This is a genomic window from Intrasporangium sp., from assembly GCF_039812505.1.
GTDB lineage: Bacteria > Actinomycetota > Actinomycetes > Actinomycetales > Dermatophilaceae > Intrasporangium_A.
Genome location: NZ_JBDIAQ010000004.1, coordinates 25,553 through 41,005 on the forward strand (window position 1 = coordinate 25,553; position 15,453 = coordinate 41,005).

The following is a 15,453-nucleotide window of genomic DNA, read 5'->3' on the forward strand; positions in this document are numbered from 1 at the left end:
GCTGTGCCGCTCGGGCCGGATGACTGCATGGGCTGGTCCTCGGTTGTCGGTTTCCTGCTCATTGGCTGACCACCCGGCCACTGATCCCAGCCGGTCGCACCACCAGGATCACGGCCATCACGACGTAGAGGCTGAAGCCGGAGAAGGACGGGAACAGCACCACGCTCACTGCCTGGCTCAGGCCCACGATGAGAGCACCGATCAGGGCCCCGGGGATGCTCCCGACCCCCCCGAGGACGACGACGACCAGCGCCAGCAACATGATGTCGATGCCGAAGCTGGGCTGTGCCCCCATCACGAGCCCGCCGATGACGCCGGCGGCGCCGGCCACTGCCGAGCCGATCACGAACAGGCCGGCGGAGACCAGGTCCAGCCGGATCCCCATCGTGCGGACCATCTGCGGGTCGTCCATGCCGGCGCGGACGATGGCCCCGATCCTGGTCCGCTGCTGCAGCCACCAGAGCAGCACCAGGAAGACGATCCCGACCACGATGATGAAGACCCGCGCCGTGGGGTAGGTCAGACCCAGCAGGTTGACCGAGCCGTCCAGCCCCGGCACCGAGAAGGGCGCCTTCGCGTTGGTTCCCCAGATCCACTGGACCACGTCGGCGAGGATGTAGACGACCCCGAAGGAGATCAGGATCTGCTCGTCCAGCAGGCCGCTGAGGTGCCGGAAGAAGGCCTGGTGGACCAGCATGCCGACGACCGCGGCCGCCAGGGCGCCGCAGCCGATGGCCAGCCAGAACGGCAGGCCCGCGTCCATCGCGACCGACCAGCCGACGTACGCACCCACCATGTAGAGGGCGCCGTGGGCGAGGTTGATGATGCCCATCGACCCGATGATCAGCGACAGGCCGCTGCCGATCAGGAACAGCACGAACCCGAGCGAGATCCCGTTCAGTACAGCCAACACGGCGGACTCCTACAGCTCGTTGGGTACGTTGTCGAAGGTCTTTACCGGCTCCCACACGTACCGGCCGTCCTGGTGCACGGCCTTGACGATCGTGCGCGAGGTGACTCCGAGGAAGTTGGCGTCGATGTGGCCGGGCCCGTAAGGGGTGTCCAGCCGGACCTGGACGACGGCCTTCTTGAGCCGTTCGAAGTCGGCGGCTCCGCCGGCCTTCTCGATCGTGGCCAGGGCCAGCTTGGTGTCGACGTAGGCGGCCGCGTTCTGGTTGTTCGGGACCTGCCCCTTGTTGGCCTTGGCGAAGTCGGCCACGAAGGCCTTGTTGGCCTTGTTGGTCAGCCCCGCCGACCAGTCGACGATCCCGAGCGAGCCGACGATGTTGGCCCCCATGCTCTGGAAGGTCGGGTCGAACACGCCGTTGACGAAGATGATCGGCATCTTGATCCCGAGGGACCGGAAGCTCTTGACGAACGATGCCGCGTCCTGCGGGACCAGCCACATCACCAGCGCATCCGCGTCACGGTCCAGGTTCGAGGCGTACGGCAACAGGTCCGTCGTGCCGAGTGGTACCCACTGCTGCTGCACCACCTTGCCGCCGGCCTTGGTGAACGTCTGGGTCGCGCCGACCAGCACGTTGTGCCCGTAGACGTAGTCGGGCGCCAGGGTCGCGATGCTCTGGTAGTGCAGCTCGTCGGCCAGGTAGCCGCCCAGCGGCGTGGAGAAGCTCGTGTCCAGGGTCGACCAGCCGATGAAGTTCCCGCGGCCCGCCAGCTCCTTGGTGTTGCCGAACGGGACGAAGGCCATCACGTTGGTGGTCTTGAAGTACGCCGCCACCGCCTGCTGGCTGGACCCGAACACCGGGCCGATCACGACCGTGACGCCCTCCTGCTGGACCAGGCGCTTGGCCTCCCGCAGCGTGTTCGCCGGGTCGAGCACGTCCTCGCTGGCCTTGACCAGCTCGACGGGGCGACCGGCCACCTTCATGCCGGCCTCCTGCAGGGCCAGCTGCGTGCCGGCCAGGCCGTCCGGGCCGTAGTTGGAGTACGCCCCGTTGAAGGGCCACAGGATCCCGATCTTGATCGGTCCCGAGTCGTCACCGGCGCCGGTGCCCGAGGCGCACGAGGTGAGCGCGAGAGCCATCACCATGGCGAGCACCAGCGCGAGAAGACGGGGGCGGTCCGGGGTTCGACTCGTCTTGTGAGGGGTGCAGTCCATCACCTGATCGCTTTCCGTCATTGGCAGGCCGACCGTTTGCGGTGGACCAGCATCGACGGTAGGGAAGACCGGACTCACCTGTCAAGAGACCGACATCGCTTTTTTGTGGAAGACGCCCTTCCACGTGGCTCAGCCCCGGCGCAGCAGCGCGAAGAACATCGCGTCGGTGCCGTGCAGGTGCGGCCAGAGCTGGACGAACGGGCCGTCGCCGAGCCGCTCCAACCGCCTGCCCGCGGCATCGGTGAACAGACCGCGCGCGTCGAGCACCTCGACGTCGGCCCGCTTGCGGGTGACGTCCCGGACCACGAAGCGTGTCTCGTTCAGGTGTGGCGAGCACGTCGCGTAGCCGACCAGCCCACCGGGTGCGGTCGCCGCGATGGCCGAGGCGAGCAGCTCGCGCTGCAGGCCGGCGAGCGTCGTGACGTCTCCGGGCCGGCGGCGCCAGCGCGCCTCGGGGCGACGGCGCAGGGCACCGAGGCCGGTGCACGGTGCGTCGACGAGGACCCTGCTGTATGCCGCTGGGCCGGCCTGCCCCAGCTCTCGCCCGTCGAGCCGGCTGAGCTCGACCGTCGTGCCGACCTGCTCGGCCCGGGCCATCGCCGCCCCAAGGGTGTGCCGCACGAGCTCGGAGCGGTGGGCGCTGACCTCGTTGGCCACGAACGGGATTCGTCGCTCGACGGCGATGGCGGCGAGTAGCCCGGCCTTGCCGCCCGGTCCGGCGCACAGGTCCAGCCACCGCTCGCGCTCGGTTGCCGCACCGGTCATCTCGGCCCGGGCCAGGGCGAGGGCCACGAGCTGGGAGCCCTCGTCCTGCACGGCGGCGCGGCCCTCGCGGACCGCCGGGATCGCGCCGGGGTCGCCCCCGGGCAGCACGGCTCCGTGGGGGCTCGTGACCGACGGCGTCGCGCCGGCCTCGACGAGCTCGTCGACCGTGGCCAGGCCGGGTCGGGCCACCAGGCAGACCCGGGCCGGGGTGTTGTCGGCCTCCAGCAGCGCGGCGAGCTGCTCGTCGGCGGTGTCGGGCGTGGCCGCGCCGTGGCCGATCAACGCGGCGCGCAGGGCGCCGACCACCCACGCCGGGTGGGAGCTGCGCAGGGCCAGGGCGTCGCGGGGCTCGCGACCGGCGGTGACCAGCTGCACCCAGTCGTCCAGCGAGTGCTCGCTGACCCGGCGCATCACGGCGTTGACGAAACCGGCCGCACCGGCACCGTTGACCTGGCGCGCCAGGGCGACGGTCTCGTCGACGGCGGCATGCGTGGGCACGCGCATCGCGAGCAGCTGGTGGATGCCCAGTCGGAGGGTGTCGAGGACGCGCGGGTCGACCCGCTCGACGGGACGGTCCGCCGCGACGGCGACGACGGCGTCGTACAGGCCGCGCATCCGGGTGGCGCCGTAGACGAGCTCGGTCGTGAAGCCGGCGTCCCGGCCGTGGAGCCTCTTCTCGCGAACCAGCCCGGGCACGACGAGGTTGGCGTAACCGCCGGCGGCGATCTCGCGCATCGCGGTGTACGCCGTCAGGCGCGCGGGATCGGTGCGGCGGGCCCGCTCGGAGGGCCGCTGGCCCGACCGGTGCCGGGCCGACCTCTCCCGGGCAGGCGGCCGCTGTCGGGACCCCCGGCGCCGCTCGCCCGCACCGCCCTCACTCATCGCCCAGCCGCTCCCCCGCCTCGATCCGGGACCCGCGGGCCCAGTCGACGGCCGGCATGGGGCGCCTGCCCTGCGCCTGCACCGTGCCGAGGCGGACCACCCCGGCCCCGGTGCCGACGAGGACCTTGCGCTTGGTCACGACCAGCTCTCCCGGCGCCGGTGGCCCGGCCGCGGGGCCGTCGCCGGGCTCCACGGGCGTCAGCGGCCCGACCCGCAGGCGCTCGCCACGGAAGGTGGTCCACGCCCCCGGGGTGGGGGTGCAGCCGCGGACCTGGCGGTCGACCGCGAAGGCTGGACGGTCCCAGCGGACGCGCGCGTCCTCTGCCCGGATCTTCGGCGCCAGTGAGACGCCTTCTCCCGGTTGCGGTTTCGGCACGAGGGCACCGGACTCGATCCCGTCGACGGTGGCCACGAGCAGAGCGGCGCCCGCCGTGGCGAGCCGGCCCAGCAGATCGCCGGCGGTGTCGCCCGGCCGGACGGGCTCGGTCAGCACCCCGTAGACGGGGCCGGTGTCCAGGCCACGCTCGAGGCGGAAGGTGCTCGCCCCGGTCAGCTCGTCGCCGGCGATGATGGCGTGCTGGACGGGGGCGGCGCCGCGCCAGGCCGGCAGGATCGAGAAGTGCAGGTTGACCCAGCCGTGGACTGGTATGTCGAGGGCGGCGGGGCCGACGAGGTTGCCGTAGGCGACGACGGCGACCAGGTCCGGCCCGATACGGGCCAGCTCGGCCAGGAACGCGGGATCCTCGACCGAGGCCGGGGTCAGCACCGGGAGCCCGAGCTGCTCGGCGCGCCGCCGGACCGGTGACGCCTCGAGCCGGCGCCCGCGACCCGCCGGCGCGTCGGGCCGGGTCAGCACCGCGACGACCTCGTGTGCGGACCCGACGAGGGCCTCGAGGCTCGGCAGGGCGGCCTCGGGGGTACCGGCGAAGACGACCCTCACGTCACATTCCCAGCCCGAAGGTCGAGTGCGGGCTGACCTTGACGGTGGGTGCCGGCGCTCCGGCCCACTGCGCCTCGCGGATCTCGCGCATCGCGAGGCGGCGGGTCTCGCGGTCGAGCCGGTCGATGAACAGCACCCCGTCGAGGTGGTCGGTCTCGTGCTGGACGCACCGGGCGAGCAGCTCGGTGCCCTCGAGGAAGACCGGCTCCCCCCACATGTTCTGGCCCCGGGCCACCACGCTGAGGGCGCGCTTCGTGTCGTAGCGCAGGCCGGGGAAGCTGAGGCAGCCCTCCGGCCCGTCCTGCTCCTCGGTGGACAGGTCGAGCACGGGGTTGACCAGGTGTCCGAGGATGTCGTCGACCCAGTAGGTGAAGACCCGCAGCGAGACCCCCAGCTGCGGCGCCGCGAGACCCACCCCGGGAGCGTCGAGCATGGTGTCCTGCAGGTCGGCCACGAGCGTGCGCAGCTCCTTGTCGAAGTCGACCACCTCGGTCGCAGGGGTGCGCAGCACCGGATCGCCGAACAGGCGGATCTCCTTGATCGACACGCAGGCAGTCCTTGTCCGTGGGTGGCGGGGCGCGCGAGCCGCCTGGCCCGCGGCTCGCCGCCAGTCTAGATCGCGCCGGCACCGACGCTCTCGGGCTCGTCGACCCGGTGTCGCAGCCCGCGCACCGCCGGGGAGGCGAGCGCGAGGAGGGAGACGGCGGCATACACCAGGGCGCTGACCAGCAGGAGCATCTCGTGGTCGAGGGCGGCCGCGAGCCCCCCGTAGAGGAAGGTGCCGACCGGGATCGCGACGAACGAGCCGAGCGCGTCGTAGCTCGACACCCGGGACAGCACGGCGACGGGCACGTGCTCGTGCAGTGCGGTGCTCCAGCCGACCCCGAACAGCTCGATGGCCGCGCCGCCGACGAAGAACGCGAGCGCGAGCGGGAGGACCGCGGGAGCCAGGCCGAGCATGGCGAGCGGCACCGCGACGACGGCGGTCGCGACCATCCCGGCGCGCAGCGGACGCGTGAGGCGCAGCCGCATCAGCACGAGCGTCATCAGCACGGTGCCGGCCGCCTCGGCGGACAGCACGGCCCCCCAGCCGGCCTCGCCGATCGCGGGGGTCGTGGTGGCCACGAGCGGGCCCATGACGCCGATGACACCGACGTGGATGGCGTTGGTGACGCCGAAGGTGAGCACGATCACCCAGAGCCACTGCCGGGAGGTGAACTCGCGCCACCCGTCGCGCAGCTCGCGGATCATCGAGCTTCGCTGGCGTCCGGGCTCCTCCCGGCGCAGCCGGACCCGGGCCAGGGCGAGCACCGCGACCAGGTAGGTGAGCGCGTCGGCGGCCAGCGCCCAGCCGGGTCCGACCCCGACGACGAGCAGCCCGGCGACGGCGGGCCCGACGATGCCGAGGCTGCTGCGGCTGAAGGACAGCAGCGCGTTCGCCTGCTGCAGCCGTGGCCGGTCGACCACGAGCGGGACGATGCCCGTCATCGCGGGCATGGTGAAGGCCGAGACCGCGCCGTTGAGGCCCTCGATGACCGTGATCTGCGCCAGCGTCGCGTGCCCGGAGATGATCAGTGCCGCGGCAGTCGCCTGGGTCGCACAGGTGAGCAGGTGGGCGACCTGCAGGACCGCGATCCGCGAGAACCGGTCGGAGACGACGCCGCCGAGCAGCAGGCAGGCGATCATCGCGATGGTGCGCACGCCGAGCACCTGGCCGAGCGCCAGCGCGGACCGGTCGATGTGCAGCACCGCGAAGGCGAGCGCGACCGGGGCCATGGCCGAGCCCGCCATCGAGACGCTGCGGGCGACGAAGAACCAGGCGAACCGGCGGTCGGCCAGGACCCCGAGGGAGGCGGTGGGTCTCATCGGGTCCCCCTGCTGCCGGGCTGCATCGGGAAGGCGGCGACGGACAGGTTCGCCCGCACCGTGCCGGTGGTCCGCGGCGGCTGGGCCTGCTCGTGGACGAGCCGGCTGGCCCGCTCGAGCAGCTCGAACGCCTCCAGCCAGACCTCGGGCCGCAGCCACAGGTCGGCGTCGGTGAACAGCTGTGGCCCCGGCTCCCGGTCGGCGTACCGGGCGGGGATCGCCGCCGCGAGCGTCGACACGTAGGCCTGCCGGTCGGCCTCGCTCGCGACTCCCGCCTGAGCGTCGACCGCGCTGTCCCACAGGTGGCGGTACTTCTTCGCGCGGCCGCCCCGGACCTGCTCCTCACCGGCGACGACCAGCAGTCCGGCGTCGAGCAGGAAGCGCAGGTGGTACGACGCGTTCGCCTGGGTGATCCCCAGCTCGCGGGCCACCTCGGCGGCGCTCAGCTGAGCACCGGTCAGCAGCGAGAGCATCTGCAGCCGCAGCGGGTGCGCGGTGGCCCGGAGCAGGTTCCGCCGGTGCTCATCCTCCAAAGACATGTTTGACAGTATGCCGCCCACTCGACGAGGCGTCAAACATCTCTTTGGGGGTGATGGGATCCGTGCGGTCCGACGGGCACGCCGGTCGACCCGGCAGGCCCCCACCCGGCGGGCCCCGGCGGGCCGGGTGGCTCAGTCGGCCAGGCGGTCGACCTGGATGGTGAACCCGCAGCGCCGCAGCCGGTCGACGAGGGGCCCGCCCATCGCGGTCGCCGGCGTCAGGACTCCGGCACGGTCCGGCAGTCCCGCGTCCAGGGCCAGGCACAGCGCGCTCTGGCCCAGCATGACGGCGGTCCCGTCGTAGCCGGGGTCGAGGGGCGCGGCGAAGGTCGTGCGGTAGCGCGCGCCGGTCGTGGTGGTGGCCCGGATCTCCATCCGGAAGTGCCCGGCTGCCCGCCGCGCGGCACCCGGACCGCTGCCGGGCCTGGGCAGGACGCGGTCCAGGACCGCATCGGGTCCATGGGACAGGCCGGCCAGCGCCACCCCGAGCCCGACCGCCAGGCCCGTCGCCAGCAGCGGGGCCGCCGGGCCCGAGCCGAAGTCGACGACCTCCCGGTAACGGAGGTCCCGGCCGTAGGACCAGTCGGTGAGGGTGTTGGACAGCCGCACGATCCTGGTGTTGAACGGAGCCATCACGAAGGGGCCGGCCCACCGCCCGGTCGCCGGGTCGCGCCGCACCGGCAGGAGCCGGTGCAGCGTGCCTGCGAACCCGCGGGCACGTCGCTCGCCGCGGGCCGGCTCCTCGCCCCGTCGAGGGCTCAGGCCGTACGGGTCCTCGATGGTCCGCCGGGCCGCCGGGTCGGACCGTGCGGTGACCGCCTGCGCCCGTCCGGACGCGATCGTGCCCCCGGACAGCCCCCCGCGCAGGGACCGGACCGCCAGGACGGTGTCGGTCAGGGTCCCGGCCCCGTCGGCGGCGGCGCGCTGCGCCGTGACGAGCACCCCGAGGTCGGACGGGATCGAGTCGAAGCCGCACGCGTGCACGATGCGGGCACCGGTGCGCGCGGCCCGGGCCGCGACGTGGTCGAGCGACCACCGGACGAAGAGCACCTCGCCGGTCAGGTCGGCGTAGTGGGTGCCCGTCTCGGCGCAGGCGGCGACGACGTCACGGCCGTGGACGGCATACGGCCCGACGGTCGACACGAGCACCCGGGTACGGGCCGCGAGCGCCCGCAGGCCGGCGGGGTCCTCCGCGTCCACCGTGACCAGCGGCCAGGCAGCGGCCGCTCGGCCGAGACCGGCGCGCACCGCCTCGAGCCCGGCCGGGCTCCGGCCCGCGAGCGCGATCCTGGGGCCCGTCCCGTCGGCCCGGGCCTGGTGGGAAAGGTGCCCGGCGGTGATCGCGCCGACGAACCCGGTGGCGCCGAACAGCACGATGTCGAACTCCCGCGTCATGCGCCCATCGTGCCGTAGCGGGCGCCGGCTACCAGTCGACGGGGTCGAGGCGCACGCTGACCGTGTCGGACTCCTTGCGCGCGGACCGAAGGCCCCGCAGCGCGACGAGGGCCCGAGCCAGCTCCGCCGTTCCGGTCAGGGGCGCACGCACGAGCGCGTGCCACTCGTCGCCCGCCCCCTCGTTCGAGGCCCGGGACACCGGGCGGGCGGGCATCGGCCCGAGCAGCTGCGCCCCGGCGGGGAGCTCGAGCTGGCCCAGCGCCTCGCCCAGGGCCCGCCGGGTGCCCGACAGGCGGGCCATCCGGACGGCCGGGGGCAGGCCGAGCTCGCGACGGTCGGCCAGCTCCCGGGCCGCGAGCCAACCGGGGTCCCACCGGACGAGGGCCTCGACCGCCGGCAGGGTCACGCCCTCGGGAACGCCGCACAGCACGACGGTCCGGCCAGGTCGGACCTGCGCCGCCGCCGCCGCCCAGCGCCGGAACGACTCGGTCGCGGCATCGAGGACCGGCAGGTCCAGGCTCGCCCAGGCGTCCAGCAGCAGCACCGCGGCATATCCCGCGCGGGCGACCGGCTCGGCGCCCGGGGTCGCGATGACCAGGGCCGGCTGGTCGGGCACCGTGTCGAGGACCTCGCCCGACCCCGACGTGGCCACGGGCGCGCCGGGGAAGGCCCGGCCGATCTCCTCGGCGGTGCGGCGCGCCCCCGTGACGCTCGACCGGACCCGCCCGGACCCGCACTCGCGACACTCGAACCGGCCCGACGGCAGGGCCCGGCCGCACCATCGGCAGGCCGGTGGCTGCCCCGGGCCGCCGACCGCCACGGGGCCGTGGCAGCGCGCGCACCGCACCGGGGTGCGACACTCGGCGCACGTCAGCGCCGGCAGGTAGCCGCGGCGCGGCACCTGGACCAGCACCGGTCCGTCCCGCAGCGCGTCCTTGGCGACCCGCCAGGCGTGTGAGGGCAGGTGCGCCCGGGTCGCCGCGCCGTCGTCCTGCTGGTCGCGGCCCTCGCCGGCGACGGCGACCCGCGGGGTGGCCGCCCGCACGACGGCCGGGGCGGCCGTGACGGCGACCAGCCCGCCCGCCTCGATGCGGGCCTGGGTCGGCAGGCTGCGGGCGAAGCCACCGGCCAGCAGCGCGGCGCCGGTCTGGCGGGCCCGCAGCTGCAGCACGACGCCGACGTGGTGGTAGGGCGCCCGCGGCTCCACGAGCAGGTCGTCGCCGTCGTCCCACCAGGCGACCAGCCCGAGGCGGCGCACCGGTGCGAAGGCGGCCGCCCGGGTGCCGATGACGACCGGCACGTGCCCCCGCAGCGCCTTCAGCCATGCCGTGTAGCGGGCCTGCGGTCCCTGGTCGGCGGTGAGCCTGACGTGCCGGCCCGGGCCGAGGACCTCGGCGACCGCGGCATCCAGGCGCACGACGTCGCGGTGGTCGGGCACGACGAGCACGGCTCCGCGGTCACCGGCCACGGCCGCGGCGGCGGCCCACGCGAGGGCGTGCGGCCAGTCCTGCCCGTCGAGGCGGCCCGGCAGCGCGGTCCAGGCCGCGGCCGGCCCCTCCCCCGTGGCCACCCGGCGCAACCAGGCCGGACCGGCCGGGTATGCCGCCCACGGCCCCGGTCCCGGCTCACCGGCGGCGTCCTGCCGCTCCCCGGGCGGCCGGGGCGGCGGGTCGGCCGGGAGGGCGCGCTCGGCGGCGGCATGCCGCTTGGGGATGGCCAGGCGCAGCACGTCGCGCAACGTGCCGGCGTACCGGTCGGCGACGGCCCGGCACAGCGCGAGCAGCTCCGGGGTCAGCACCGGCTCCGGGCTGACCACCCGGCGCAACGGCGCCAGGCGGCCACCGTGCGTCGGCTCGACGCGGCGCGCGACGACGAACCCGTCCAGGTCACGCCCCGCGAAGCGCACCCGGACCCGGACGCCGGGCCGGGCCGACCCGAGCAGGTCCGGCGGGACGAGGTACTCGAAGACCCGGTCGAGGTGGGCGAGCGGCGTGTCGACCACGACGGCCGCCACGGGCCGGTCCGCACCGCCGTCGGCCGGCGCGACCTGCCGCCGCTCGTCCTGCTCCAGCTCGCCCACGCGAGGAAACCTAGCCCCGCCCGCGGACAGCCCTCATGCCCGGGCGACGGCCTCCAGCAGCTCCTCGACCCGGTCGGTGCGCTCCCACGGGAAGGCGTTCTCCACGCCGTCGGCCTTGGTGCGCCCGAAGTGGCCGTAGGCCGAGGTCGGCCGGTAGATCGGGCGGAGCAGGTCGAGCGCGTCGACGATGGCGCGCGGGCGCAGGTCGAAGACCATCCCGATGGCGTCCTGGACCTTGTCGACCGGCACGGTCTCGGTGCCGAAGGTCTCCACGTAGAGCCCGACCGGCTGGGCCTTGCCGATGGCGTAGGCGACCTGCACCTCGCAACGCCGGGCCAGGCCGGCCGCGACGACGTTCTTGGCGACCCACCGCATCGCGTAGGCGCCGGACCGGTCGACCTTGCTCGGGTCCTTGCCGGAGAAGGCCCCGCCCCCGTGCCGCGCCATGCCGCCGTAGGTGTCGACGATGATCTTGCGCCCGGTCAGCCCCGCGTCGCCCATCGGGCCGCCGATCTCGAAGCGTCCGGTCGGGTTGATCAGCGACCGGTAGGACGAGACGTCGAGGTCGCTGCCCTCGTCGCGCAGCTCGGCCAGCACCGGGTCGATCACGTAGGCCGTGATGTCGGGCTCGAGCATCCCCTCCAGCGAGACGTCGGGGGCGTGCTGGGTCGACAGCACGATCGTGTCGAGCCGCACGGCCTTGTCGCCCTCGTAGGCGATCGTCACCTGCGTCTTGCCGTCGGGGCGCAGGTAGGCCAGCTTCTCGTTCTTGCGCACCTGGGTCAGCCGCTCCGCGAGGCGGTGCGCGAGGTGGATCGGCAGCGGCATCAGCTCGGCGGTGTCGTCGCAGGCGTAGCCGAACATCAGGCCCTGGTCGCCGGCCCCCTGCTTGTCGAGCGGGTCGACCCCGCCGTGCCGCGTCTCGTGGGCCGTGTCGACGCCCTGGGCGATGTCGGGCGACTGTGCGCCGATCGAGATCGAGACCCCGCAGGTGCGCCCGTCGAAGCCCTTCTCGGACCCGTCGTAGCCGACGTCGAGGATCGTGTCGCGCACGATCTTGGGGATCTCGACGTACCCGGTGGTCGAGACCTCGCCGGCCACGTGGACCAGGCCGGTGGTGACCAGTGTCTCGACGGCGACGCGCGCCTGCGCGTCCTCGGTGAGCATGGCATCGAGGATCGAGTCACTGATCTGGTCGCAGATCTTGTCCGGGTGGCCCTCGGTGACGGACTCGGACGTGAACAGCCGTGCTGACAATGCTTCTCCTCGAATCGGGCGGTCTCGCCGGTTTCCCGCGGACGCTACCGCGCGAGTGTAGCCGCCCCGGCCAGCAGCTCCTCGACGACGTCCAGCACCGCGGCGGCGACGACGTCCTTGCCGGCCGGGCCGACCGTGGCGACCTCGGGCACGTCTCGGCGCAGCAGGTGCACCGTGTTCTCGTCGCGCCCGAACGCCAGGCCGGGGCCGACCTCGTTGACCACCTGCAGGTCGCTGCCCTTCCTGGCGAACTTGGCGCGGGCGTGGTCCATGACCGAGCCGGTGGCATCGCCGGTCTCCGCGGCGAAGCTGACGATGAGCGGGTGGCGTGCCCCGTCCCGTGCGGCGACCAGGCCCTTGACGATGTCGGGGTTCTCGACCAGCTCGAGCCGCAACCCGGCACCGGGGTGCTCGCTCTTCTTGATCTTGCTCGCGCTGGCCTCGGCCGGGCGGAAGTCGGCCGGGGCCGCGGCCATGACCACCACGTCCGCCTCGCGGGCGGCGGCGTCGACCGCGTGCTTCAGCTCGAGGGTGGTCTCGACGGGGACGACGGTCACCCCGGCCGGTGCCGGCAGGACGACGTTGGCCGCCACCAGCACGACCCGCGCGCCCCGTAGTGCCGCGACCTGTGCGATGGCCAGGCCCTGCTTGCCCGAGGACCGGTTGCCCAGGTAGCGCACGGGGTCGATCGGCTCGCGCGTCCCGCCGGCGGAGACCACCACGGTGCGGCCGCGCAGGCTGCCCGGTCCGTATGCCGCCGAGCTCCCCGCGGGGGCGCCGGCACCCGGCGCGGGGTCCGCGGAGTCGGGCGACCCGGCCCCCTCGGGAGCGGACGCGGCCACGGCAGCGAGGGCAGCGGCATACACCACCTCGGGCTCCGGGAAGCGGCCCTTGCCCGAGTCGGCCCCGGTCAGCCGGCCCTCGGCCGGCTCGACGACGTGGGCCCCGCGACGGCGCAGGGTGGCGACATTGGCCCGGGTCGCGGGGTGCTCCCACATCTCCGTGTGCATGGCCGGGGCGAAGACGACCGGGCACCTCGCGGTCAGCAGGGTGCTGGTCAGCAGGTCGTCGGCGATGCCGGCGACGGCCTTGGCCAGCACGTCGGCGGTGGCCGGGGCGACCACGACGAGGTCGGCGTGCTGGCCCAGCCGCACGTGCGGCACCTGGTGGACCTCGGCCCACACGTCGGTGTGCACGGGCCGGCCCGAGAGCGCCGCCCAGGTCGGCTCCCCGACGAAGCGCAGCGCCGCGGCGGTGGGCACGACGGTGACCTCGTGCCCGGTCTCGGTGAACCGGCGCAGCAGCGAGCAGGCCTTGTAGGCGGCGATGCCGCCGCTCACGCCGAGCACGACGCGCATCGGGACGGCTCAGGCCTCGGTCGGCGTCGCGGTCAGCAGCCCGGCGTTGATCTCGCGCAGCGCGATCGAGAGGGGCTTCTCGTGGACCTCGGCCTCGACGAGCGGGCCGACGTAGTCGAGCAGGCCCTCCTGCAGCTGCGAGTAGTACGCGTTGATCTGGCGCGCGCGCTTGGCGGCGTAGATGACCAGGGCGTACTTGGAGTCGGCGGCCGTCAGCAGGTCGTCGATCGGCGGGTTGGTGATGCCGATGGGATCGGCCTTGGTACCGGACACGGGGTGGCTCGTTTCGTTCGCTCGGGGTGGACTTCTACGCGGCACGCCGCATTGTCACCGCATTGTCGAGGACACGGCATGCGCAGGCAGGACTCACCGGTCGGTGCGCCCTGATCTCATCAATGATACGAGTTCCTCGCTGGCCCGCCGCACGTCGTCGTTGACGATGACGGCGTCGAACTCGGACCTGGCCGCCAGCTCCCGCCGCGCCGTCTCGAGGCGGCGCTGGCGCTCGCCCCGGTCCTCGGTCCCGCGGCCGACGAGCCGACGCACCAGCTCGTCCCAGCTCGGCGGCTCGAGGAAGACGAAGAAGGCGTCCGGCATGGTGGCCCTGACCTGCCGGGCGCCCTGCAGGTCGATCTCGAGCAGGGCGTCGCGGTCCTCGGCCAGGGCGCGCTCGACCGGCCCGCGCGGCGTGCCGTACTTGGCCAGGCCGTGCACGACCGCATGCTCGAGGAACTGCCCGGCCGCCACGAGCCGGTCGAACTCGCGGTCGTCGACGAAGTGGTACTGGACCCCGTCGACCTCGCCGGGCCGTGGGGGCCGCGTGGTCATGGACACGGAGAAGAAGACGTCGGGGAAGTGGGTGCGGACGTAGGCGGCGATCGTCCCCTTGCCGGCGGCGGTGGGGCCGGCCAGGACGACGAGCCGCCCGCGCGCGCCGGTCATGACCGGTCGAACCGGCGCAGCAGGGCCGCCACCTGGTTGGCGCCGAGCCCGCGGACCCGGCGCGACTCGGCGATGCCGACCTCCGCCATGATCGCCCGGGACCGCACCCGGCCCACCCCGGGCATCGACTCGAGCAGCTCCGTGACCTTCATCTTGCCGATCACCGGGTCGGTCCGGCCGTCCTGCAGCACCTCGGCCAGCGACCCGCTCGAGTACTTGAGCCGGTTCTTCACCACCGCACGCTCCCGGCGGGCGGCAGCGGCCTTCTCGAGGGCGGCTGCCCGTTGCTCGGGCGTGAGCGGGGGAAGGGCCACAGCGGTTCTCTCCTCGAGGTCGACGGACGTTGCTGCCGAACCTAGCGATTCGGTCGAGCGAGTGGCAACGCGGGGCGGTCCGACGCGCGCCCTGCCGCAGCGGTATGCCGTCGGGCCGGCTCCTCAGCCACGCAGGCCGTCGGCGACGCGGCGGGCCGCCTCGGCCAGCCGGGCGACGTCGGGACCGGCCCCCAGGACCGCCCGGCTGGAGGCGACGAGGACCTGCCGGCGGGCCACCCCGAACACCTGGTCGAGGTCGGCGACGGTGCCCCCCTGGGCCCCGTAGCCGGGCGCGAGGACCGGCGCGGCAGCGGTGACCAGGTCGAGACCGAGGCGGTGGACGGCATCCCCGACCGTGGCGCCGACGACCAGGCCGATGCCGCCGAGCTCGCCGCGCTCGCGCGCGAGGCTGTTGTCGACCGTGGCCCCCTCCACGACCGTGGCGGCGACGGTGCGGCCGTTCCGGACAGCGTGCTGCACCGCGGCGCCCTCGGGGTTGGAGGTCAGCGCGAGCACGAACAGGCCACGGGCCTGCTGCTGCGCGAGGTCGATGGCCGGGCGCAGCGACTCGTAGCCGAGGTAGGGGCTGACGGTGAGGGCGTCCGCCGGGGACACCGCGTCGGGCCCGAGGTAGGCGGCGGCATACCCGGCCATGGTCGAGCCGATGTCGCCGCGCTTGGCGTCGAGGATCGTCAGGGTGCCCGCCGCCCGCAGGTCGGCGAGCACCCGTTCCTGGACCGCGACGCCGCGGCTGCCGAAGACCTCGAAGAAGGCGGACTGCGGCTTGACCGCCGCCACACTCCCGGCGAACGCCTCGACGCAGGTGAGCGCGAAGCGCTCGAGGCCGGCGACGTCGTAGGTCAGGTCCCAGGCCTGCAGCAGCGACCGGTGCGGGTCGATCCCGACGCAGAGCGGTCCGAGGTGGTCCATGGCGTGGCGCAGCCGGACGCCGAACCCGGTCGTCACGGGCCCTCCTGCGGGAGCGGGGCCACC

The 15,453-nt window shown here is 74.1% G+C and carries 15 protein-coding genes; all 15 read right to left on the reverse strand.

The genetic code is table 11. The annotated features are described in order from the left end of the window. Nucleotides 1-58: 58 nt before the first annotated feature. A complete protein-coding gene (locus tag WMI84_RS01285; RefSeq protein ID WP_347350182.1) occupies nucleotides 59-913 on the reverse strand; it encodes a branched-chain amino acid ABC transporter permease in 855 nt (284 codons plus the stop codon). A gap of 9 nt (nucleotides 914-922) precedes the next feature. Continuing rightward, nucleotides 923-2,122, reverse strand: a complete 1,200-nt coding sequence (locus WMI84_RS01290; protein ID WP_347350183.1) for an ABC transporter substrate-binding protein — start codon at nucleotides 2,120-2,122, stop codon at nucleotides 923-925. 129 nt (nucleotides 2,123-2,251) lie between these two features. Next, nucleotides 2,252-3,769: an RsmB/NOP family class I SAM-dependent RNA methyltransferase gene (locus tag WMI84_RS01295; protein ID WP_347350184.1), complete on the reverse strand. Its 1,518-nt coding sequence runs from the start codon at nucleotides 3,767-3,769 to the stop codon at nucleotides 2,252-2,254. Continuing rightward, nucleotides 3,762-4,709 (reverse strand): methionyl-tRNA formyltransferase, encoded by a 948-nt coding sequence (fmt, locus tag WMI84_RS01300; RefSeq protein WP_347350185.1) that lies wholly within the window; start codon nucleotides 4,707-4,709, stop codon nucleotides 3,762-3,764. The genes WMI84_RS01295 and fmt overlap by 8 nt, the downstream gene beginning before the upstream one ends. Before the next feature lies 1 nt (nucleotide 4,710). Beyond that, nucleotides 4,711-5,256 carry a peptide deformylase gene (gene def, locus WMI84_RS01305; protein ID WP_347350186.1) on the reverse strand — a complete coding sequence of 182 codons (546 nt, stop codon included), beginning with the start codon at nucleotides 5,254-5,256 and terminating at the stop codon, nucleotides 4,711-4,713. 65 nt (nucleotides 5,257-5,321) lie between these two features. Next, nucleotides 5,322-6,575 carry an MFS transporter gene (locus WMI84_RS01310; protein WP_347350187.1) on the reverse strand — a complete coding sequence of 418 codons (1,254 nt, stop codon included), beginning with the start codon at nucleotides 6,573-6,575 and terminating at the stop codon, nucleotides 5,322-5,324. Further along, nucleotides 6,572-7,114: a winged helix-turn-helix domain-containing protein gene (locus tag WMI84_RS01315; RefSeq protein WP_347350188.1), complete on the reverse strand. Its 543-nt coding sequence runs from the start codon at nucleotides 7,112-7,114 to the stop codon at nucleotides 6,572-6,574. The genes WMI84_RS01310 and WMI84_RS01315 overlap by 4 nt, the downstream gene beginning before the upstream one ends. Nucleotides 7,115-7,246: 132 nt before the next feature. Next, on the reverse strand, nucleotides 7,247-8,509 hold the full coding sequence (locus tag WMI84_RS01320) for a saccharopine dehydrogenase NADP-binding domain-containing protein (RefSeq protein WP_347350189.1): 1,263 nt from the start codon (nucleotides 8,507-8,509) through the stop codon (nucleotides 7,247-7,249). Between the two features lie 28 nt (nucleotides 8,510-8,537). Continuing rightward, on the reverse strand, nucleotides 8,538-10,589 hold the full coding sequence (locus tag WMI84_RS01325) for a primosomal protein N' (RefSeq protein WP_347350190.1): 2,052 nt from the start codon (nucleotides 10,587-10,589) through the stop codon (nucleotides 8,538-8,540). 33 nt (nucleotides 10,590-10,622) lie between these two features. Then, entirely contained in the window at nucleotides 10,623-11,846 is a 1,224-nt protein-coding gene (gene metK / locus WMI84_RS01330; protein ID WP_347350191.1) for a methionine adenosyltransferase, read from the reverse strand. Nucleotides 11,847-11,890: 44 nt separating this feature from the next. Continuing rightward, nucleotides 11,891-13,204, reverse strand: a complete 1,314-nt coding sequence (locus tag WMI84_RS01335; RefSeq protein ID WP_347350192.1) for a bifunctional phosphopantothenoylcysteine decarboxylase/phosphopantothenate synthase — start codon at nucleotides 13,202-13,204, stop codon at nucleotides 11,891-11,893. A gap of 9 nt (nucleotides 13,205-13,213) precedes the next feature. Beyond that, nucleotides 13,214-13,477 carry a DNA-directed RNA polymerase subunit omega gene (gene rpoZ, locus WMI84_RS01340; RefSeq protein WP_347350193.1) on the reverse strand — a complete coding sequence of 88 codons (264 nt, stop codon included), beginning with the start codon at nucleotides 13,475-13,477 and terminating at the stop codon, nucleotides 13,214-13,216. Between the two features lie 93 nt (nucleotides 13,478-13,570). After that, nucleotides 13,571-14,146, reverse strand: a complete 576-nt coding sequence (gene gmk / locus WMI84_RS01345) for a guanylate kinase (protein WP_347350194.1) — start codon at nucleotides 14,144-14,146, stop codon at nucleotides 13,571-13,573. Continuing rightward, complete coding sequence (mihF, locus tag WMI84_RS01350; protein ID WP_347350195.1) at nucleotides 14,143-14,460, reverse strand: integration host factor, actinobacterial type; 318 nt, start codon at nucleotides 14,458-14,460, stop codon at nucleotides 14,143-14,145. The genes gmk and mihF overlap by 4 nt, the downstream gene beginning before the upstream one ends. A 123-nt stretch (nucleotides 14,461-14,583) precedes the next feature. Further along, nucleotides 14,584-15,426 (reverse strand): orotidine-5'-phosphate decarboxylase, encoded by an 843-nt coding sequence (gene pyrF / locus WMI84_RS01355; RefSeq protein WP_347350196.1) that lies wholly within the window; start codon nucleotides 15,424-15,426, stop codon nucleotides 14,584-14,586. Between the last annotated feature and the right edge of the window lie 27 nt (nucleotides 15,427-15,453).

Coding starts and splice junctions, on each gene's coding strand:
- WMI84_RS01315 (WP_347350188.1), bottom strand. CDS start 7,114: ATGTCTTTGGAGGATGAGCACCGGCGGAACCTGCTCCGGGCCACCGCG.
- WMI84_RS01295 (WP_347350184.1), bottom strand. CDS start 3,769: ATGAGTGAGGGCGGTGCGGGCGAGCGGCGCCGGGGGTCCCGACAGCGG.
- WMI84_RS01290 (WP_347350183.1), bottom strand. CDS start 2,122: ATGGACTGCACCCCTCACAAGACGAGTCGAACCCCGGACCGCCCCCGT.
- WMI84_RS01335 (WP_347350192.1), bottom strand. CDS start 13,204: ATGCGCGTCGTGCTCGGCGTGAGCGGCGGCATCGCCGCCTACAAGGCC.
- WMI84_RS01310 (WP_347350187.1), bottom strand. CDS start 6,575: ATGAGACCCACCGCCTCCCTCGGGGTCCTGGCCGACCGCCGGTTCGCC.
- gmk (WP_347350194.1), bottom strand. CDS start 14,146: ATGACCGGCGCGCGCGGGCGGCTCGTCGTCCTGGCCGGCCCCACCGCC.
- WMI84_RS01320 (WP_347350189.1), bottom strand. CDS start 8,509: ATGACGCGGGAGTTCGACATCGTGCTGTTCGGCGCCACCGGGTTCGTC.